The organism is Shewanella sp., assembly GCF_048265805.1.
In the GTDB taxonomy this organism is placed as follows: domain Bacteria; phylum Pseudomonadota; class Gammaproteobacteria; order Enterobacterales; family Shewanellaceae; genus Shewanella.
Genome location: NZ_JBLXAT010000014.1, coordinates 61,395 through 82,515 on the forward strand (window position 1 = coordinate 61,395; position 21,121 = coordinate 82,515).

Sequence of the window (21,121 nt, forward strand, 5' to 3'; positions counted from 1 at the left end):
AAATAAAAGGGCCGTATGGACACCATTTTAATCATTGATGACAACAGCGCAGTGTGTGATGCACTGTCGCTGCTATTAACGGTCAACGGCTTTAATGCCGATGTTGTCGCCACACCTACCGCTGGCATAAAACGGTTAGCCCAAGGCGATATCGCCTTGGTGATCCAAGACATGAACTTTAGCCGCGATCAAACTGACGGCAGTGAAGGCAAACAGCTGTTTTTGGCCATTCGCCAACAGTTTCCTGACTTACCTGTGATTCTGCTAACCGCGTGGGCTGAGTTAGAAATGGCGGTGGAGCTAGTGAAAGCCGGTGCCGCCGACTATCTCGGCAAGCCCTGGGATGACGCCAAACTGCTGGCGACGGTGAACAACTTACTGGAACTGGCGGAGCTGTCTGGACAGCAACGGCAGCAACAAAGTGATTTAGCCAAGCGGCGGCAACAGATTGCGGCTAAGTATGATGTCAGTGGTTTGATCTATCAGTCGGAGCAAATGCAGCGGCTGGTGGAAACCGCGTTGCAAGTGGCACGGGCAGACGTGCCGATTTTGATCACAGGCCCCAATGGTGCGGGTAAAGAAAAAATTGCCGAGCTGGTGCAGCAAAACTCCGCGGTCAAAGCGGGGCCATTTATTCGCGTGAATGCGGGGGCGCTGCCTGCCGATTTGATGGAAGCCGAGCTATTTGGCGCTGAGGCTGGTGCTTACACTGGCCTTAACAAAACCCGTATTGGCCGTTTTGAAGCGGCCGACGGTGGCACGCTGTTTTTGGATGAAATGGGTAACTTGTCGCTTGCTGGGCAGATGAAGTTACTGCGGGTGCTGCAAACTGGTGAATTTGAGCGGCTCGGCTCTTCGCAAACACGTCACTGTCGAGTGCGGCTGATTTCCGCCACTAATACCGATCTGCCGCAAGCCATTCGTGACGGGAACTTTCGCGAAGATCTCTATTATCGCCTCAATGTGATTGAGCTAAATCTGCCGCCACTCAACCAACGCCGTGAAGATATTTTACCGCTCGCGCGCCATTTTCTCACTGGGCGTGAACTGAGTTTGGATGCGCTGCGCGCGCTAGAGAATTACGACTGGCCGGGCAATGTGCGCGAGTTACAAAACATCCTCACCAGAGCCTCATTGTTAGCCGCTAGCCCAACGATTGGTGTCGCCGATTTGGGGCTGCCGAGCGTACAACATGCGGTGCCGCGCCCGGCGTATGAGCCTGATGCGGAACAGATCAAAACCACGTTAGCCAATACCAGTTCGGTGGCGGAAGCGGCAAGGCAATTGGGCTTGTCGCGCCAAGCGCTGTATCGGCGCATGGATAAATATGGGATTGAGCATTCGTGAATCTAAGGCTTAGCGTTGAAGGCAAGTTGACCGCCGTGTTGATTATCGCGCTGGGGGCTGCGGCTGGCGCGGTGGCGCTGGCAAGCTATTGGCAGTGGCCATTATCGCTAATGTTACTAGCTGTAGCATTGGTTGGCGGTGGTGTCGGCTTGATTGTTGGACGCAGCGTGACGCGGCGGATCAATCACGGGCTGCAAGCGTTAAATACTGGCTTGCTCAATTTTCAGGATAACGATTTCTCGGTGTCATTGAGTGTTAGCGGTGCCGATGAACTCAATCAGTTAGCGCAGCGCTTTAATCAAGCATCTGACAGTATGCGCAAACAGCGCACGGACATCTTCCAACGCGAGCTGTTGCTCGACACGGTACTGCAAAATACCTCGTTGGCGATTCTACTGGCAGATGAACTCGGGCAAGTGTTGTTTGCCAATATTGCCGCGCGCCAGTTGTTGGGGCAGGGCAGCCGCTTAGAACAGAAAACATTGGGGCAAGTGGCCGCTGCCAATGAAGATTTAGGGCCCATCATTACTCAGCCACGTGATGGCGTGTTCTCGCTGTTACGGGGTGATGAACCGCAGATTTGGCATTTAAGCTACGCCAATATGCGCATGAATGGCATGGCGGTGCAGTTGTACCAATTTAAGCCGCTGACGCAGGAACTGACCCAAGCCGAAATTCAAACATGGAAAAAGGTGATCCGCGTGATCAGCCATGAGTTGAATAACTCACTGGCACCGATCAGCTCTATGGCGCATTCCGGCCAAAAGCTGCTGCAGCAATCTGCCGATCCCGTCATGTTGAAAAAGATCTTCATCACCATTGCCGAGCGCAGTGCTCACCTCAACAGCTTTTTACAGCAATATGCGGATTTTGCGCGGCTGCCGCAGCCGCAGTGCAAAGTGTTTTACTGGCAGGAATTGCTGGAAACATTGCGTGGCATTCGGCCGTTTACCTTGCTGGGAGAATTGCCACAGCAAGCGGCGTATGGCGACACTAAGCAACTGGCGCAGGTGTTGGTGAATCTGTTTAAAAACGCTAGCGAAGCGGGCACAGATGAACAAGCGATCACGCTAGAAATCCGCCACACGCCACATCGGCAGTGGGTCACTGTGTGTGACCGTGGCACAGGCATGAGTGATGAAACCTTACGCAATGCCTTGTTGCCGTTCTATTCCACCAAAACCGAAGGGACGGGGTTGGGGTTGGCCTTGTGCCGAGAAATTATTGAAAACCACGGCGGACAGTTGGCGATTCGCAATCGCGATAAGGGCGGCTTAGAAGTGAGTTTTTGGCTGCCGCTGTTACCATCACAATAGCCAGATGCGCTACTGTCACACACGCTACAGCAATGGCCGCTGCATTAGCGCTGATGACTGCTCCCATTAAAAACGGCCACACAGTGTCACTGGGTGGCCGTTTTTGCTTTATTGCCAGCGGATGAACGTGCTGGCGTTTACTTGCTTGATAGATCAAGCGTTTTTAGTACGGTGTTCCAATCCACATACTTAAAGTTTTGCGGTGCATCAGGCAATCGGTTGCGACCATCTTGCACCACTAATAAACCGTGCGGATATTGGCTGCCAACCGGTGTGCTGACCACATCTAACCCATCGGTTTCTGAGGCGCCATCAATGCCCGTTTTCGCATTCAAGCCGATGCGGAAACTGCCGCGATAGGCATACGGCGGAATACCATCAAATACCGCGTAGCTGTCATTGCCTTGGCTCGACACCACCAGCAGTGGTTGCTCACCACTCGTGATCTCCATCCCTTCAATATCGGCAACCAAGGTCGAGCCGACGTCAGCCACTTTAGTGAGTTTGCTGCTAGCGTCTTGGTGAGCATCGGCCGCCCACACTGCGACATCTTCCTCGCCCACAAACAGGCGGCCGCGCTGATCATCCACCGCACAACCCTCCGGCTGGCTCGCCACGTTTAAGCGGCGCACGCGTTCAGCGCGTATTTGCCCTTGCTGTTCGGTCACTAAGTACTGGTCGATACGGCCAGTTTTGTCGTTGGCAAACACATAAAACTTACCGTCGATGTTGCCCATACACAGACCGTAGATCGGAGCGAGATCGGATGGTTGCTTGCCGATACGGAACACATCACCATTCGCGTGAATGCCATAAAACATTAGCGAGTCATCTTCGCGTTTGCTGGCGGCGGCGAGGCCGATACGTTCGCCGTTAAATATAAAACCATCACGTACGTCGACGTTATTGAGCTTGCCATCACCAAAGCGCGCGACTTGGTTGGCATCCAAGTCATACACATACAAACCATCTTTTTTGTGGGTGCCGAGAATGCGCGATTGTTGCGGATTGACGCGGTTAACCCAAATGGCTGGGTCGTCCATCACATCGCCAGTGCGGTCGGCAGGCGGTGTTTCGGCATCGGCGCTGACCATAGGCAACACCGCCTCTACTGGGCTGGTGGCTGAGGCCAATGCAACGCTTACAGCGCTACCATCGTCACGGTTGATGATAATGCGGCTCTGCCCCGGTTGGCTGATACTGGCACTTAAGGTTTCAGTGTCACTGGCTGGCATCCGCAGGGTGATATGGGGCGTTTTTTGCTGACGGCTGGCTTGTTGCAAAGCCGTCACGCTCCAATACATCAGTTGTTTACCTGCTTCATCCACGGCGAACAGGTTGCCTTGCTCATCGGTGGTCAGACTTTTAGGTTCCGCCGATAACGTTCCCCAAGGTTGCAGCTGTGCAATCGGGGTGCGTTCGGCGGTGGTTTCTAACCGCGCTGGTGTGCGCCAAATACCTATGCCTTCTTCCAAGCTGTAGAGCCAGCCGTGGTTATCATCTACGGCGCAGGCGGCCACTTTTTGCGGTTGATTGATATCGCGCATCAGCAGCGGCGTCTTCAGCCATTGTTGATCTTGCGCCAGTAACCACTGTTGGGCATGGCTGGCTCCATCTTGCACAAACAGTGACAGCGTGTGATTTTGCGCATCACGGAACAAACATAGGCTGTCTGGTTGCAGCTTATCGAGGCGCCATTGCAGTTGCTGGGTTAACGGTGTCTCGGCGCTGAAGCTGGCAATGGTAATGCTATTGGCGCGTTCATCTAAGGTGGCGGCGACCCACTGTTGGCCAAAGTCTTTAACGCTGAGTTGGTCAAACTCGCCGCTGAGTTGGCTGTCACCGTTACGATTACGCAACCGCATACCTTGTTGCTCGCTGACGCTGACTAAGGTGCTGGCGTCACCACTTTGCCAACTGGCTGAAGCGGTTGGATGACTCAATAGCGTGGGTTGGATCAGCGCACTGCTAGGTTGTTGGCAGCCCGCCAACAACAGTAACGGAAAGGCAGTGACCAGTTGAGATAAGGCAAAATTCTTCATGATTAAAATCCGCTGATGTTAATACCAATTTGATAAGTTGGGCCGTAATCTTCGTATTGCGCGTTACGAGCGGGGCTACCTGAGTAGGTGTAGTAAGGTTCGTCGTTGATATTGAGCGCTTTGAAATAGACCATCACATCCTTACTGATAAAGCCTTTGGCGATAAAATCGAACTGCAGATGTTCCTGCTGGTAGATGTCGTAGTCGGCATCATCTAACGCGCCAATTTCCGTCAGGTAATTGGATTTATAGGCGGCGGAGAACCGTAAGCTCAGGTACTCGTTTTCATACCCCAGCGCGATATTGCCAGTGGTATTTGACTGGCTGGGAAAGCGAATGTCGCGGCTTTGTAACTCGCCATCATCCAGCCAGCTAATGCTCGCTGCTGAATGGGTGAGGGTTAAGTTAGCACTGAATAGCAGGCCATTCCACGGCGCTGGCAGACTATCTAATTTTTGGGCAAAGTTAAATTCAGCGCCATACAGCTTAGAGCTATCACCGTTGATAAAGGTGGTGGCCTCATCATAGTTTTCATAGCCACTGCGGCCCGCTAAATCGGCTTCATATATGAAGTTGTCGATCGATTTGTAGAACAACCCCGCTGATAACACGCCAGATTCACCCATGTAGTATTCGGCGGACAGATCATAGTTTGCTGACTCCAGCGGTTGCAGTGCTGGGTTACCAAAGCTGGCTTCTGGCGCGTCGGAACTGCCTTCCAGCAGATAGCCCGGTGAGACTTGCTCAAAGGTCGGCCGTACTAGCGAATTAGTCCAAGCGGCGCGCAAGATGAAGTTGCTGCTGACACCATAACGAAACTGCACTGATGGTAGCCAGTTATCATAATCATTACCGACTTGACGGTCGCTGTACTGATCATTGGGTTCATCATATTGCCAACCGTCACCGCGCAGTGAGGTGTCTTCATAGCGAACGCCCGCCACCATGCGTAGCTTGCCCCAATCGGAGGTGGCCATCAGGTAGGCGGCATTCACATCTTCGTGGATGACGTAGTCGTTCAAGGTGGATTCTAGCGGGTCAATATTGTCGTCGCGGTTGAGGGAGTTCAGCAGTTGGTGGATGCTTTGCTCTTCAATGCGTGGTCCAAAATCACCAAACTCATAGTCCACCGCTTTACCGGCATAATCGGTGAGCGTAAGCGCCGTACCACTCACGCCTTGTTCGTCTAAGTCTTGATATAACCAGTGGGTTTCTTCATTCGATTTTTTACGGCGATTGATTTTGATACCACTTTTAAGCTGCAGCACCACATCGTCCAAATAGAGATTACGGCTCAGATCGAGACGGCCATTGTAGCTACGGTCTTTGGCATCGGAGTTAACCACTTCAATCTCGTCTAACTCGTAGCCGCTGGCATCGTAAAAAGCGTCTGGCCCGCTGATCACTGGCTGGCGGGTGGATTGATAACTTAAGCCCTCACTAAATTTTTGCTCGAAGGCGGCGCCAGCAATACCGTTGGGATTAGTTTCTTCTGCTTCACTCCAGCCAAATTGGCTACTCAGTTGCCAGTCATCAATGTCGGATTTGCTGCCCATCACAATCGACTTAATGGTTTGCACCTCTTCGCGTGATTTCAGCTCTCGGCTGACTTTGCCACTTTGCTGGTCATCACCGAGGGCTAAACCGTCGCCGAATTTGCTGACAATCGCGTTACGGCTTTCTTGATCGCTAAAGCGGCTGTAGAGGGTACGCAGATAAACTTGGTTGCTGTCGTTGGGGCGCCAATCAAAGTTAGCCGCCAGCCCTAAGCGTTCGCGCTCGATTTGATAATCGCGCATCTGCACTTTTTCTAGCAATGGCCCTTGGTCACTCAGTTGCCAATCACCACCAGTTTCGACGTTATCTGAACCGAATTTACGTACGGCATTACTGGCGGCTAAGGCCATGCCAAAGTCGTCATCTAGCCCGCCGATGGCAAAGCGATCACTATAGGTAGCGGCCAGCTTGTTGCCATATTCAGACTGGTGGGTGTCAAAGCTGCCTTCGGCGGTCAGCTTAGTAAACCGACCATCCTTATCGAAGGCTGACAGGCTTTTAATATCGACTGCGCCACCTAATGAGTCGGCGTCCATATCTGGCGTAAGCGTTTTCGTCACTGTGAGTGATTGCAGCAGATCGGACGGGATGACATCTAACGCGACCGCGCGGCTACCCGCTTCCGGTGCCGGCAGTTGCGCGCCGTTATAGGTCACTGCGTTTAAATCTGGCGATAAACCGCGTACTCGAACAAAGCGGCCTTCACCTTGGTCGCGTTCAATTGATAACCCCGCCATGCGCTGTAATGACTCGGCGGCATTGGAATCGGGAAACTCGCCGATAGCATCGGCTGAAGATACGGTAATAAAGTTATCGGCATTACGTTGAGCATTGAGCGAGGCACTCAAGGCGCCACCTTGGCCAATCACCGCCACATGCTCGATATCGGTGGCATGTAAACTGAAGTCGATAGTCGCTGTTTGCGTTGCATCAAGCTTGAGTGGTTTACTCTGCTGGTGGCTGCCAGTGCCCGCCTGTAATTGATATTGACCCGCGGCGAGATCGCGAAACTGGTAGTGGCCCGCCGCATCGGTGAGCTGTGGCCGACTCTGGCCTTGCAAACTAATGCTAACACCTTGAATCGGTTTGCCTTGCTGGTCGGTTACAGTGCCGCTGATATCAGCAGCAATACTGTTTGCAGCAACAGTGGATAAGACAATGGCACAAGCCATCGCCAGCGGCGTTTTGCGGCTACGTAGTGGGCGGCGGCCAACAGAGGTGCGGGTCATTTTTTCTCTCCGAAAATTCTGATATGCAGGGTTAACGCCGCAACAAGCTAAAAAGGAAATGTGTCAGTAACATGTCAGTCGGTCACTGAGTGTGCATTTGCGGCGGTCATTTAGGAGAAAATAGCGCGGTTTGAGCCAATTTGACCCTTAGCATGTGCCGCTAAAATGGCCGTGTCATCGAGGAAATGTCGGCGCAGGCGTAACTCCGCACAGTTTGTTGATCGCGATGTTGGTGTTAGCTGAGCTAGTTTGACTCGGGGTCAAAACAGCTCATGGGGTGCGCGGCATTCTGTGGGTTGTCATCAGCGCTTCATAAACGCTCGCTATGCTCGCGGAAATGAACAGCTTATTGCCCCAAAAAACGGCGCTGCTTACATGGCCAGTGCTACACCAAGGTAAGCTCGCATTAACCTTGCTAGTCGCGCTGCTGCTGAGCGTGGCCGCTTGCTCCTCCGGCATGCCCAAAACTTGGCAGCAGGTCGATATGTTCGATGTGCTCGGTGAGTCGGCCGCTAGCCTAATGGCGCTATTTTGGCTGTGGTTGTTGATGATTAGCCGACCACGTGGCCGAGTGACTAACTGGTTGATAATCGGCACCAGTCTTTATTGGCTAACCACGGTGTTGGATCTGATCGATGAATTCATTAAATATCCGCCCGATATGCGTCTATTTGCTTGGCTCGAATCGCTGCCAGTGCCCATCGGCATGGTGATGATCTCCATCGGTTTAGTACAATGGCTGGCAGAGCAGCAGTCGATAAATCGCCAACTGGCACAGCGCGAACATTTCCAGCGCGAACATCAACTGATTGATCCCGTCACTCAGCTCTACAACGCCCGCTACTTTATGTTGCAACTGCAACGGGAGATTGAGCTGCATCGACTGACGTCAAAACCGTTAGCGGTAGCGATGGTCGATATTGATGGTTTCGCTCAGCATAATCGCCGTTGGGGCATGGCGCTGGCAGATAACTGCTTACGTTCGCTGGCGGGCGCTATCGAACTCAGGTTGCGCGCGCAAGATTTGGCCTGCCGTTTCACTAGCGACCGCTTTGTGATGCTACTGCCAGAAACCTCAGCAGAGATTGCTACCGCGGTGGTTGATGGCTTACACCAGCACAGCCAGATGTTGCAACCACAGCCCTTGTCGGTCACCGCCGTGACCATTAATTTGAATGTCCATGAAACGGCAGATGAGCTTATCACTCGCTTGACCATGCGGTTAGATTGGCAAAAGCGTTGCCGCTATGCCAACGGGCAGGGAGTGGCGTAATGGCGTTGACGGCGGGCTTTGTCATGGATGATGCAGTGCTGCCTATCGCGCTAGCGCGTGGTTTAGTCGATTTGGCAGAGCAGCAACAGCTAGATGTCGACAAGTTATTGCGTGGTTCTCGGCTATTTTATGAAGACTTATCGCAGGCCGATAAACGGCTATCCTGCCGGCAATGGCTACAGCTTATTGCGCGTTTTTGCCGCATGCACCCCGAGCCAGAAGCGATGGCTTTGCTGTATGGGCAGCAGCAGGCACTCAATCATCTGCCGCTATTGAGTGAGGTATGGGCCAATTCGGCCAACTTAGCACAGGCATTGCGCCATCTTAGTCAACTTGCGCCATGGTTTCCCACAGTGGTGCAACTGCGGCCACGCCAGCACGGTGAACGTTTAGTGCTCGTGCTGCAAAGTACGCTGGCATTGGGCGAGCAGCAGCGCTTTATCTACAGTGCGATATTGGCGGCGTTGCGTACTTGGTTACAGGAGCAACTGGGGAAACATCTATTGATGCAGGTAGATTTGCCTTGGCCTGCGCCGCAATGGCGTGCGCATTTGAGCAGCGCCCTAGGTGAACAGTTACGTTTTGCAGCGCCTTGCTGCGCGATACATCTTAAAGCTGAAGCGCTATTTACCCCGTTTGCGACCGCGTCATCGTGGCGTTGCCAGCAGTTTATGCGACTCGCACGACAGCAGATACGCGGTACGTCAGTACACGAGAGCTTGCAATCGCAGTTGCGTCGCTTGTGCCGTCGGCAACTCCAGCTCGGCGTCACGTTAGAGCAGGGCGCTGCCTTTGTGGGGTTGAGTCCTGCTACCTTGAAACGGCGTCTGAAACAGGACGGTGTCAGCTTTCAACAACTGCAAGATGATGTACGTTGCCACGAAGTGCTGCAACGGCTCGATATTTACGGCTACAGCAATCGTCAACTCGCTGAGTGCGTTAACATCAACGATATGCACAACTTTCGCCGCGCCTTCAAACGCTGGACCGGCATGCTCCCCAGTCAATTCCGTTAGCGGCGCATCTTAGTCGCTGCCGCGCTATATCACGTATTTTGCTGGCGCATCTTAGTCGCTGCCGCGCTATATCACGTATTTTGCTGGCGCTGCGAAGACGGCCACGAATCGGTGGCGGGTTGTGAACTGCAGCGGCTAGAACGGTGACGATTCTCGATCAATATCACCTTTATTACGTGATGGTGTTCATCCTTTATTTTTCAATAAAATCGGTATGTTACCGTTAGATTTTTCTTGTTAGTTCTCATTTTGATCATATGTATGATGTTTTTTTAGAGATTGGTTAACTAACTCAAAATTTTCCTGAAAGATAGCTGCTATAGTCGCCCGCCATTGCCACAACATCTGTTCGAAAGGGGAAGCTGTGATGAATTGGCTAGCGAGCAAGTTTGACAATATATCGGTGACTTACAAGTTGCATTCTGGTTTCGGCGTCATTTTGTGTTTGATGCTGCTGGTTGCCTTTGTGGGCTATCAAACCAATGCCATCATTACTAACAACATCGAAAGGCTGAATACTATTTCTGGTATTGATCAAAGCCTGCTGGAAGCCAAAGTGGTGCGAATGGATGCCATGGCCCGTGGTGATAATTCGCTCTATGAACAAATCACCGCGATTGCTGAACAAGCCAAATCTGGGCTCAAACAGCAACGTCAGTTCTTTACCAATGAAGCTGACCGTCAGCAAGTGGATGCGGCCGTCGCCGCGTTAGATAGCTACGAACAAGCTATTGTTGCATTTAAACAGCAGATGGAGCGCAAGGCGACACTGATGGCTAACGGGCCACAAATTGGCAAGCGCTTGGTTAGCACCTATGCCACCTTAGTTGAGCAAGTAAATATACAGGCACAACAGCAGCAAGATCATCAGCTAATGCAATTATCGATGCAGATCAGCCAGCAGATGACCATGCTGCGCTATCACATTCGTGGTTACGTTTATGATGGCTCTGAAACCAACTTGCATACCGCGAAAGCCGCCATCAATGGCTTACGGCAACAAGTGAATAAACTTAACGGTTTTGAGGTCGGTAGTGCATTGGCAGTATTGGATCGTTACGATCAAGAGTTGGATGCGCTGGTGGTGCTTAATAGCGACATCCACAAGGTCTCTGAGCATATGGGGCAGGTCGCGCAACAGTTGCTGTCGCATATTCGTGCATTGGTTGAGCACCTACAGCAACAAGGGGAACACAACAAAACGATGATGCAAAATCTGATGATCAGCATCATAGTGTTTGCCTGTTTAGTGGGCATATGGGCGGCGTTGTTTATCGGCCGCAAGATCACCGTGCCGCTGCAAGACACAGTTAAAGCGGCTCAAGCAATTGCCAAAGGCGACTTATCGATAAATATCGCGTCATCGCGCCAAGATGAACTCGGCGAATTACTGCGTGCTATCGGCGAGATGAATCTCACGCTAAAAGGCGTGCTGGGACAGATTGAAAACTCTATCAACCACGTCAATGGAGCGGCGAGCCAACTTTCTGCCACCACCGAGCAAAACAGTGTCGGAATGCAAGAACAACGCAGCCAAACCGATCAAGTCGCCACTGCCGTTAACGAGATGACCGCCTCCGTACAAGAGGTGGCCGATAACGCAGAGCAAGCCTCTTACGCTGCCAAAGAGGCCGATGAGAAAACTAGCCAAGGTGACAGCATGGTGAGCAAAGCGATTCAGCAGATTGAAGCGCTGGCCGACGGCCTAGATAAAACCTCAGTGGCAATGAACAAATTGCGCGGCGATACCGAGCAGATTGATGCGGTGCTGGATGTCATTAAAGCAGTATCGGAGCAAACCAACTTACTGGCGCTCAATGCCGCCATTGAAGCCGCCCGCGCTGGTGAAGCTGGGCGCGGCTTTGCCGTGGTCGCCGATGAAGTGCGAAATCTCGCCAGCCGCACGCAAAGCTCAGCGGTTGAGATTGAAAAGCTAATCAGTAACCTGCAAAGCGGCAGCCAGTTGTCGATGACCATGATGCAACAAAGTATGCAACAGTGTACTGATGCCGTCAGCATGTCGCGCGATGCGGGTAATATGCTGAAAGAGATCACTAAAGCGGTATCGACTATTCAGGACATGAACCACCAGATTGCCGCTGCCGCCGAGCAGCAATCCGCCGTGGCAGAAGAGATCAATCAAAGTGTCGTGCGAGTGCGTGATATTGCTGAGCAATCAGCTTCTGCTTCTGATGATATTGCGCATTCATCTGAAAACCTCGCCGGTTTGGGGAATCAGTTGAATGGCTTGATACGCCGTTTCTCGCTGTAGTTTTACTGTTCCTGTGGAATGTTGAAAAGGGCCTTGATGGCCCTTTTTTGTGGGGTTTTGGTGGAGTTGATAAGCTCGCCGCTTGGCATTTATGGCTTGCAGCCCTTGCAACCTGCGGTTGCCAAAGTCGTGGAGCTACTCGCTCCACACCAGAGCCAAAGGGCGATGCTCGTCCCTCGCCCTTTGGAAACCCGACGACGCCCCACGGTGCAAAACGCTACGGCGCTTCTGGTTTGTCATTTTCGCAAATCGCTCTGATTCGCGGTCCCTCGCTCACCATCGCTTCTCAATATCCATATCTCGATTGCTCAATGGCTGCCCAACGCACCTACGCAGCGCCGAAGGGGAATCGGTGTTGCTTGATAGTGTGAAGTTAGAACAAGCGTTTGGATAAAAGCAAGTTAGAGCAATAGAGCTAACTTACTTCATTCAGATGAGAGAAAGTAACCTAATTACAAAAGTGCATATAACTTATATTACCAACCTAATCTCAACCTTGCGCTAGCATCATACCGTTTCTCATCATGCTCATAAGAATCTGAGATAGCAAACAAAAGCTTTGCAGCAACATAAGGGAATGTCAGTTAATCTTTCGACAAGTCACTCATGAGTGTTGATAACGGGATATAAAACATAATCCCAACTAAGAAAGTAACTACCTGAGCTATGTAAAAATTGAAGTTAATATCAGGTATCAACTGGAATCCGATATACATTGTCATAGACAAAATAGACACAACAAAAATGTATACCTGATAAGTGCTGAACCTATCTCTTTTCTTGTTTTTATCAGGAACATCAAGTGTCTTAGCTAGTAACTGCCCGTACATGATAGAAGTCGCTAGAGAGAAGTCAGACAGCTTTAAGAATGACATCAGCTCATTGTTAAGCATCTTTATCAAGAACAGCACCAGAAGCGGTAGTGCTATGAATATCGCTTCTTTCTTCGCTGTGTCATAACTTCTAGTCATTTTCTAAGTCCAGTGTGAATTGCTCTATCTCGCTTTGCGGAACAACTCGAATCACTTTTAAAATCTCGGTTTCATATGATACTTTTTCCTTGAACTTATTCGTTCTTCGCTTCGTTCTTACTTGAACATGCAAAGCATCACCAGGCCATATTTGTTCTTCATGATTCGACCATTTTTTGAACCATTCCGCGTCTGACATTTTCGCACTGAAATTCTTAGGTTTGCGTGTATTGCACTCAAAGTCCCATTGCAGATTCTCAACATAAGACGGACGACGAACAATGAACACCTCTTTAGACGGAAAAGGCTGAACAGTGTCTTCAAAAATTTGATCTCCCGTTCGAGGGCAAGAAAAATCTTTATTGATGTCATCAAAGTCTAGTTCACGACCGAATTGAACCAAATCGGATGGTGAAAGCATACCCTTGGCTTTGTAGATTTTGTTCAATGCGTTTGCTACATCTATCAAGTGAGCATCAGCCTCACAAGTGAATTGCTCAAAAGATGATTCATTTGCAGATGCTATTGTGTAGACGTTATCCACGAACGTTCGTACATCACTTTCTGAATCAATCTTATTAGCCGTGGCGATTTCTTTTCTTACGCCATTATAGATGCCGTCAAAGATGTTATTCAGCTTTGCATTACGAATTTTGTCTTTAAGCTTTGCTCCAATATCCGCGATACAAGAGCCTTCGCGAGTACTGTTTAATGAAGGAATAAACTCTATGTCTTTGCCGTAGCCTTTAATAAAAGCTTCTTGAAGCTCGTTGAACCCCTCGATGTATACAGCCATTGCGTGAAAGACTCGCTCTGGCCTTTCCTCTGTTTTGTCGAAGTCGATTCGGATTGAGTAGCCAACAGACATATAATTCTCCACTATTCAGTCTGTTAGATTTTTACGCGTAACTCACAATGACACAAGTAGTTTGTCGTTGCAGATTAACGCTAGTTCATCAAAAGCAGTAACAGGAGTGAGTGAAGTAGTTGACCACTACAATTCGGCTTAGTTTCATCAGCAGAGTACGCGGCTTCAACTCGTTTTGGGGCAAAAGTGATTAGGCTTTTAATAGCTAAAGGTTCCCCAAAATTGACAGGTGTACTCCGTGAATTCTCAGCACATGCGGGTCAGTGACCGTCCGAGGCAGGGAAGCCGAGGTCGAGCGCTCAGGGATGAGCTTGTAGCGTGTCACTGAACTGCATGTGCATAAGGTGGCTTTCGGACGTCCTGTCCTTCGCCACATTAGTGCATCCATGCACGTCCCCGCTGCAGGCGATTAGCTAACACTGCAGCAAACCAGCGATAAATCAGCCTCGTGAAATGATTGCCGCTTCAAGCCCCCCTAAAACAAAACCCGCCAAATTTAGTAACACACCAAAATTTGGCCAAAAAAATGGGGAATCAATGATTCCCCGACCCTTTCGGCAATGCGGACACTAAGTTTTAGGGAATAAGCTCGGCCACGACCACTGACTTAGCTGGCAGTGAAAGCTTATTCAGGGAAGAACTGAAACTTGCAGGTTTAACCTGCTGCGGATTATCAAAGCTATTGTGAGCATCCATTTTATCCGCGGTCAGGATCTGGCCGACGGCTTTGCTGGCTTTGACACCGTTAACATGAAGATTGATGGTGGCACTTTCCGTTGGATCTAAATTCACTAAGGCAACATAGAGCTTGCCATCAGTGCTTTTGGCTACGGATGCGGTGACGGCTGGGACGTTGTCCCCCTCAAAACTATATTTATCCGTTTTAATGGTAAACGGAATGCTGGTGGCATCTTGGAACACCTTGTACATGTCATAGACGTAGTAGGTGGGAGTGAGCACCATTTTTTCGTTATCGGTGAGGATCATTGCCTGCAACACGTTAACCATTTGCGCAATGCTGGTCATCCGTACGCGATCTGCGTGTTTGTGGAAAATGTTGAAGTTAACCGCTGCCACTACCGCGTCACGCATGGAGTTTTGTTGATAGAGGAAGCCCGGTTCGCGGTCTGGCTCTGGGTTGTACCAAGTACCCCATTCATCGACGTAGAAGCCCAACTTGCCGTCTGGATCGTTTTTGTCCAGTTTGGCGACGTTGTCACTGACGTATTTTTCCATGCGGTAGGTACGTTCCATGGTGGTGAACCACTCATCTTGCGAGAAGTTGAGCGCATCACCTTTATCTTTCCAGTCATTTTTCGGCAGGGTATAGAAGTGGTAGCTGATGCCATCGAGCATACGCAATGGAATATGGCTACTCAGCACATCTGTCCAGCTGGTATCTGAGGTATCACCGCCACTGGCGACCAGTTTTGGCATTTTGCCCGGTGGTGTTTTTAAGAAGGTGGCATAGTGGCGATATAGGTCAGAGTAATACTCTGGACGCATGTTGCCACCGCAGCCCCAAGCTTCGTTGCCGACACCAAAGTAGGCAATTTCATACGGTTTATCACGGCCATTGGCGCGGCGTTCGTTGGCTAAGGTAGAGTTTTTGTCAGAGGTCATGTATTCCAACCATTCCGCCATCTCTTGCGGTGTACCTGTGCCTAAATTGCCATTGATATAGGCTTCAGCTCCTAGCAGTTCTACTAGGTCGAAAAACTCGTGAGTACCCACGGCGTTGGTTTCTTCAACGCCGCCCCAGTGGGTATTCACTTTGATTGGACGTTTGTCTTGCGGGCCGACGCCTTCGCGCCAATGGTATTCATCAGCAAAGCAGCCGCCGGGCCAGCGGACTAACGGTACTTTAATCTCTTTTAATGCCGCAAGGACGTCGTTACGAAAGCCTTTGGTGTTAGGGATTTTTGAATCCTTGCCGACCCATAGGCCTTCGTAGATCCCCCGACCTAAATGTTCGGCAAATTGGCCATAGATATCACGATTGATTACCGGGCCTTGCTGGCTAGCATCAAAAGTAATGCTAGCTTGATGAGCTTGTACACTGAGCGGTAATAATGCTGCAACGGCAAATGCGAGCACTTTGGGCTGGAGAATCTTCATCCTTGTCATCCTTATGCTTATTGAATGCCTTCGGTGGTCATGATGATCCGTTTGATGGTGCCATCGTCGTTGTAGTGCAATTTATCTACGGCTACGGAGCGACGGAAGCGGCCACCACTTTCTTTCCCATCTTGTGGCGGTACAGCGCCGGTGTGGTAGATGAAATAGCCTTGGCCTTTAAAGTCGATAATTGACTGGTGGTTGGTTTCGCTGTTGCCAGCGATTTCATTCAAAATACCTTTGTATTCCCAAGGGCCATTGACGTTTTTACTCATGGCGTAGCAAATTTTTTCAGGGAATTCACATGCATAAGAGTAATAGTAGTAGTCACGGTGTTTATGCACCCAAGAGGCTTCAGTGTAGTTAGGCAGGTCAACCACTTTGATGTCGCCATCGAGCTCGATCATGTTGTCTTTCAACTTAACGTACTTAGGTACCAAGTTGCCGAAGAACATGTAGGCTTGGCCGTCATCGTCGATAAATACTGCCGGGTCGATATCGTCCCAATCATTAGGCGTTTGCTTGGTCATGTCGTCGGTCACCAGTGCGTGGCCGATGGCATCTTTGAATGGACCCAGTGGTGAATCAGCCACTGCGACTCCAATAGCAAAGCCAGGATGCTCATCGTTATGGCGCACAGTAACGAAGAAGTAATACTTGTTATTACGTTTAATCATGTGCGCTGCCCAAGCTTGGCCTGTCGCCCATTTGAAATCTACGGCTTTAAGGATCGGACCATGTTTGGTCCAGTTTTTCATATCCTTGGAAGAAAATGCTAGCCAGTCATGCATTTCAAAAAATACATTATTGTTAGGTGCTTCATCGTGGCCGGTATAAAGGTAGACGGTATCACCATCGACCATCGCTGCGGGGTCAGCGGTAAAGACATCTTCAAACAGTGGATTCTTTGCGTGTGCAGCAGAGCTGGCAAGCAGCGCCGAAGCAATTAAAAAAGGTAATGTTTTGCGCATTATCATTCCTTCATCTTATAGGTGAGTTGCTGGCAGCTATGTCTGTACATCCCCCGCATGGCTGCTGTGCAAATGGTTATTGCTAAATATTATTGTAATACAATTATTGGGAAATACAGACAAAAGTCAACGATTGACGTCCCAGTATAACTGATGACTGTAGGGATATGTGATCCCTTACACAGCTCGCTAGATTGTTGCTTTAAAAAGAAAAAAAGCCATGCACTTTGGCATGGCTTTTTGCTTACGACTAAAGTTTAGTTAATCCCTGCTTGATAGAGCAGCGGCACATCATCACCACTAATCTCTGTATCGAAGAACTCAACCTCGTCGATCATGCCATTAAATGGCACATCCCAGAAGTTAAGGCCTAAAGTAAAATGGGTGCTACCGCCGATAGACAATACATCGGGGAAGTTATCACCAGTGAAGGTTAATTCACCATTGATGTAGATGGTGATGTGTCCACTGTTGTTTATCATCACCATGTGTGACCATTCATTAACTGGCATACGGAATTGGGTATTGGTGTCATAGTAACCGTTACCATTAATTGCTGACCACACCATAGTGTTGTTGCTAACACCATCATGGCCTCTAGGGATCATACTTATCCAGTTGTTAGCATCGCTATAGCCAAATAGTGCTGGTGTATAGCTGGTTAACGCAGATGGATTGATCCATAGGGAGATACTGTAAGTATCATCATCAATCATATTATTTGGCAGTTGTACCCCTAAGCCATCACTCAACACCAAGGCATTACCTACCACACCCTCTGAATAGCTCACAGGACTGTCGCTAGCCACTATGCTGCTACCTGTTCGTTGGGCAACGGTACCACTAGAGAAGTTGCTTTGAGCATCCGATAGGTCACTGTTGTCAAAGTTAAACTCAGCGATTGGCGTCGGAGCCCCCATAGAACGTACGGTCACAACAAAGTCTTTAGTGGCAGTTTGCCCATCAAGGGTGATAGTTGCCGTTAATGTGACTTGTTGATCACCTTGAGTCATCGTTGGGCGAGTAACAACCCCATCGTTGCTGACTAGGCTTGGATTAGATGAAACCCATGTGACGCCTGAGGCATATGGACCAGAAGCAGTAAGGTTCATATCTTCCACTATGGCGCTGGTGTCACCAAGGCTGAGTTGGTTAACTGCTGATTGTAGCAACGCAGCTGAATCTAGATGGTCGATATCCAACGCTTTCACATCTTCAGCGCTCAATGCCGCATCGTAGATCTTCACTTCATCTATATCACCATTAAATGGTGCATCGGCGAATAGGTTGGCACCGATGGCGAAGGTTCCAGTTACATTGGTATACAGGTCTGGGAAATTGCCACCATTGAAGCGTTCTTCACCATTCACATAGATGCGAATACCACCATGGTTAACGGAGTACGCCAGATGCGTCCATTGGCCAGCCGCAGCAGGAACCATAGTACGGCCATCATACCAAGCGCCATTATTATTGCTCCAAACCATGATGTTATTGTCCCACGCTTGTGGTACGAGACTTGCCCAAGAGCTGTCAGTTGCTGCGCCGAAGAATACTGGAGTATGAGTGGTTAAGGCGTTTGCTCTAAACCACAATGATACAGTGTATTCATTGCTGTCGATTAAGCCATCGGGCAGTTTGATACCATAAGTACCGTCAAGTGCCAGAGATTGACCTTCTTGACCGGTAGCAAATGTTGCTGCCCCATCGGCCTCTACCAATCCTGGACCGACATAAATGCCATCAGCTTTATGTCCCAGGCTGTCGCTAAGTCCATTTTCGAAGCTGTAATTTGCCACTAGGTTGTATTCAAAACGAGCGGGTACTGTGACGACAAACTCTTTGGTTACTGTTTGTCCATCTAGCGTGATCGTCGCTGTTAGGGTAACCGTGGCGTCCTCAGAACCACCTGCTGGACGGATTACATTGCCATTGTTTTTGATCACAGATGGATCGCTGGAACTCCAAGCTATTGTGGCATCCTGCGAACCCATTTCGACCAAATCCAGATTCGTGCTGGTATTGGTTGGTAATATGAGCGCGTTAGAAATGTTGGTTAAGGTTTCGGCAACATCTGAAACAGGTAATTGCATTGCTAATACGGATGAGCCGTCAGTTGCAATAGCCGAGAACGTAGGCACTAACTTGCCAATATTGTCATTATATTGCCATGCCAATACCCCCTCATAGCTGCCAATATCATCGAAATTAAGCGTGATGTGATTGGCATCATCCATTTCATAACGGCCAGTATGTTCACCAAGAATGTCACCTTGGTTGGTCCAGGTACGTTTTAAACGGATGTAGGTGGATACGTGAGCTTCGGTATTATTGTCGTGGCGCTGATCAATAAATTGATAGGCACCAACTACATCGGCTTCATCAACGATATTTTCACCTGTTATTGGTGCATAACGAGTTGGTGAAGCAACCAACCAGCCATCTTTATTCATAAACATTTCGTGGACGCGAACTTCATGGCCTTCGCCACGTCCAGGGAAACGGGTATGGAATACCAGATAGTATTTACCTGTTTCCGCATCATAGTATGCAGAGTTATGCCCTGGAGACATGTAACCGTGATCACTACCGGCGTCGCCAACTTGCTTATCAAAAAAGATACTGCCAAGTAACTTAGTGCCGTAGTTGCCTAGGATATCTAAATTGGTAGAGGCCGCATTAACCATATCTTGACCTGCGGCATCAAGATAAGGGCCATTAGGTGAAGTTGCGCGTGCCACCCGCATGTTGTAGCCATCGCCATTATTAAAGCCAGCGAATGACATAAACATGTAATAGTACTGGGTTTCGGGGCTGTAGATAACGTAAGAGCCTTCGATAGGGCCATAAGCGCCACCCGCTACGTGAGTACCAAAACCTTGGCCTGGCAATGGTTTTCCAGTATCAGGATCTAACTGCAGTATAAAAATACCGCCGGAATATGAACCGTAAGTCATCCATAAATTGCCATCTGCGTCATTAAAGACCGCCGGATCGATCGCGTTCGGGTTAGTTGCACCATCATATGGTGCTGTTGCACCATCTGGCAGTTGGTCTTCTTCTCCGGTGACTTGGCCAGATTTTAAGAAGATTTCATCGGTTACATATGGTCCGGTGAGAGTATCGGCTGTGGCGTCACCTAAGTATGATCTGCGCCAGCAGTCTGGGCCGATAACATCTGCATCATCTTGGCCGTTAGTATTCCCGGCGCAATGGCTGAAGTAGAAATGGTATTTACCGTCTGCCAGTTTTTTGACGTCTGGCGCCCAAGAGCCTACATAGCCTTTAACCCATGCGATACCTTCAGCAACTTCCGATTCGTAAGTATTAAATAACGGAGTGATTTTTGCTGAATATGCATTTCCATCGGTCTCTCCATCTGGCAGAGGGTCTGGAACTGATGGATTCAGTTGTTCCCAGCTCATTAGGTCATCAGAGCTGGCATAAGCCATATGGGAACCGAATACATAGTACTTACCATCATCTCCCTTAATGATAGATGGATCATGTACTGAAACGTTTGAATAATTTACTTCTCCGCTGATGGTCGGGTCAGCGACGGTAACGGCTTCCGGAATTGCAAATTGGTCTGTGTCGTTAGTATCGTGATCGCTGTCATTCCCCCCACAGGATGCTAGCGATAGTACTATCCCCAACGACACAAGTGAACGTTGAAATACCATAAGAATCAGTCCTTTTGGTTAACCACTTGATAGTTGCTTTGTTGTTTGTGTGCCAATGGCATATTTATATTACAATACGACATTAATATAAAAAGTAGATAAAAGTAGCATTTTAGTTACTTACGTTAACGCTTGTTCATCTTTCCTTTTCATTTTGTGAGTCATTTAGGGGGGGGAATAGTCGATTAATTGGCGCTATCCACATTTGTTAATACTTTGGTCGTATTAATTTTAATTTTCTTATATAGCTCAAATAATAATTTCGATTTCAACTCGTTGATTTCATTTTTATTAAAAGCTGCCTCTGCTCACTTGTAATTTATTTCTAGATGTAGAAACTAACGCAGATTTTTGCAGTATTAGCTAAAAGGCGATATTTAAATCAGTTGATCTGTCAAAAATCATACAATATGATTTTATTCAACCATATGCCACTATATTTTTATCTACCAATGTTT

12 protein-coding genes are annotated in these 21,121 nt (G+C 49.2%); 5 read left to right on the forward strand and 7 right to left on the reverse strand.

What is annotated here, in order from left to right; all coding sequences use genetic code 11:
* The first annotated feature begins 15 nt into the window (after window positions 1-15).
* Together ACN0TT_RS11450 and ACN0TT_RS11455 are read left to right on the forward strand one after the other, a co-directional pair.
* On the forward strand, window positions 16-1,347 hold the full coding sequence (locus ACN0TT_RS11450; protein ID WP_417762287.1) for a sigma-54-dependent transcriptional regulator: 1,332 nt from the start codon (window positions 16-18) through the stop codon (window positions 1,345-1,347).
* Entirely contained in the window at window positions 1,344-2,663 is a 1,320-nt protein-coding gene (locus tag ACN0TT_RS11455) for a sensor histidine kinase (protein ID WP_417762288.1), read from the forward strand. Before ACN0TT_RS11450 ends, ACN0TT_RS11455 begins: the two co-directional genes overlap by 4 nt.
* 137 nt (window positions 2,664-2,800) lie before the next feature.
* Here the strand turns inward: ACN0TT_RS11455 and ACN0TT_RS11460 are convergent, their stop codons facing one another.
* Window positions 2,801-4,705, reverse strand: a complete 1,905-nt coding sequence (locus ACN0TT_RS11460) for a phytase (protein WP_417762289.1) — start codon at window positions 4,703-4,705, stop codon at window positions 2,801-2,803.
* 2 nt (window positions 4,706-4,707) lie between these two features.
* Window positions 4,708-7,491: a TonB-dependent receptor gene (locus ACN0TT_RS11465; protein ID WP_417762290.1), complete on the reverse strand. Its 2,784-nt coding sequence runs from the start codon at window positions 7,489-7,491 to the stop codon at window positions 4,708-4,710.
* Window positions 7,492-7,840: 349 nt separating this feature from the next.
* On the opposite strand from ACN0TT_RS11465, the gene ACN0TT_RS11470 reads away from it, so the two are divergent.
* The 3 genes from ACN0TT_RS11470 (at window position 7,841) to ACN0TT_RS11480 (ending at window position 12,052) form a co-directional block, all read left to right on the forward strand.
* Window positions 7,841-8,764 carry a GGDEF domain-containing protein gene (locus ACN0TT_RS11470; RefSeq protein ID WP_417762291.1) on the forward strand — a complete coding sequence of 308 codons (924 nt, stop codon included), beginning with the start codon at window positions 7,841-7,843 and terminating at the stop codon, window positions 8,762-8,764.
* Window positions 8,764-9,780: an AraC family transcriptional regulator ligand-binding domain-containing protein gene (locus tag ACN0TT_RS11475; RefSeq protein ID WP_417762292.1), complete on the forward strand. Its 1,017-nt coding sequence runs from the start codon at window positions 8,764-8,766 to the stop codon at window positions 9,778-9,780. Before ACN0TT_RS11470 ends, ACN0TT_RS11475 begins: the two co-directional genes overlap by 1 nt.
* A 367-nt stretch (window positions 9,781-10,147) precedes the next feature.
* Window positions 10,148-12,052 (forward strand): methyl-accepting chemotaxis protein, encoded by a 1,905-nt coding sequence (locus tag ACN0TT_RS11480; RefSeq protein WP_417762293.1) that lies wholly within the window; start codon window positions 10,148-10,150, stop codon window positions 12,050-12,052.
* A gap of 584 nt (window positions 12,053-12,636) precedes the next feature.
* Here the strand turns inward: ACN0TT_RS11480 and ACN0TT_RS11485 are convergent.
* From ACN0TT_RS11485 to ACN0TT_RS11505, 5 genes are all read right to left on the reverse strand, one after another.
* Entirely contained in the window at window positions 12,637-13,023 is a 387-nt protein-coding gene (locus ACN0TT_RS11485) for a hypothetical protein (RefSeq protein ID WP_417762294.1), read from the reverse strand.
* Window positions 13,016-13,891, reverse strand: a complete 876-nt coding sequence (locus tag ACN0TT_RS11490; protein WP_417762295.1) for a hypothetical protein — start codon at window positions 13,889-13,891, stop codon at window positions 13,016-13,018. Before ACN0TT_RS11490 ends, ACN0TT_RS11485 begins: the two co-directional genes overlap by 8 nt.
* A gap of 576 nt (window positions 13,892-14,467) precedes the next feature.
* Window positions 14,468-16,009, reverse strand: a complete 1,542-nt coding sequence (locus tag ACN0TT_RS11495; RefSeq protein WP_417762296.1) for an alpha-N-arabinofuranosidase — start codon at window positions 16,007-16,009, stop codon at window positions 14,468-14,470.
* Window positions 16,010-16,026: 17 nt separating this feature from the next.
* A complete protein-coding gene (locus ACN0TT_RS11500) occupies window positions 16,027-16,980 on the reverse strand; it encodes a glycoside hydrolase family 43 protein (RefSeq protein WP_417762297.1) in 954 nt (317 codons plus the stop codon).
* Between the two features lie 257 nt (window positions 16,981-17,237).
* Entirely contained in the window at window positions 17,238-20,663 is a 3,426-nt protein-coding gene (locus ACN0TT_RS11505; RefSeq protein WP_417762298.1) for a LamG-like jellyroll fold domain-containing protein, read from the reverse strand.
* Between the last annotated feature and the right edge of the window lie 458 nt (window positions 20,664-21,121).

Excerpts from the sequence above, each read along its gene's own strand:
- ACN0TT_RS11450 (WP_417762287.1), top strand. The coding sequence starts at position 16 with ATGGACACCATTTTAATCATTGATGACAACAGCGCAGTGTGTGATGCA.
- ACN0TT_RS11460 (WP_417762289.1), bottom strand. The coding sequence starts at position 4,705 with ATGAAGAATTTTGCCTTATCTCAACTGGTCACTGCCTTTCCGTTACTG.
- ACN0TT_RS11465 (WP_417762290.1), bottom strand. The coding sequence starts at position 7,491 with ATGACCCGCACCTCTGTTGGCCGCCGCCCACTACGTAGCCGCAAAACG.
- ACN0TT_RS11475 (WP_417762292.1), top strand. The coding sequence starts at position 8,764 with ATGGCGTTGACGGCGGGCTTTGTCATGGATGATGCAGTGCTGCCTATC.
- ACN0TT_RS11480 (WP_417762293.1), top strand. The coding sequence starts at position 10,148 with ATGAATTGGCTAGCGAGCAAGTTTGACAATATATCGGTGACTTACAAG.
- ACN0TT_RS11485 (WP_417762294.1), bottom strand. The coding sequence starts at position 13,023 with ATGACTAGAAGTTATGACACAGCGAAGAAAGAAGCGATATTCATAGCA.
- ACN0TT_RS11490 (WP_417762295.1), bottom strand. The coding sequence starts at position 13,891 with ATGTCTGTTGGCTACTCAATCCGAATCGACTTCGACAAAACAGAGGAA.
- ACN0TT_RS11495 (WP_417762296.1), bottom strand. The coding sequence starts at position 16,009 with ATGAAGATTCTCCAGCCCAAAGTGCTCGCATTTGCCGTTGCAGCATTA.
- ACN0TT_RS11500 (WP_417762297.1), bottom strand. The coding sequence starts at position 16,980 with ATGCGCAAAACATTACCTTTTTTAATTGCTTCGGCGCTGCTTGCCAGC.
- ACN0TT_RS11505 (WP_417762298.1), bottom strand. The coding sequence starts at position 20,663 with ATGGTATTTCAACGTTCACTTGTGTCGTTGGGGATAGTACTATCGCTA.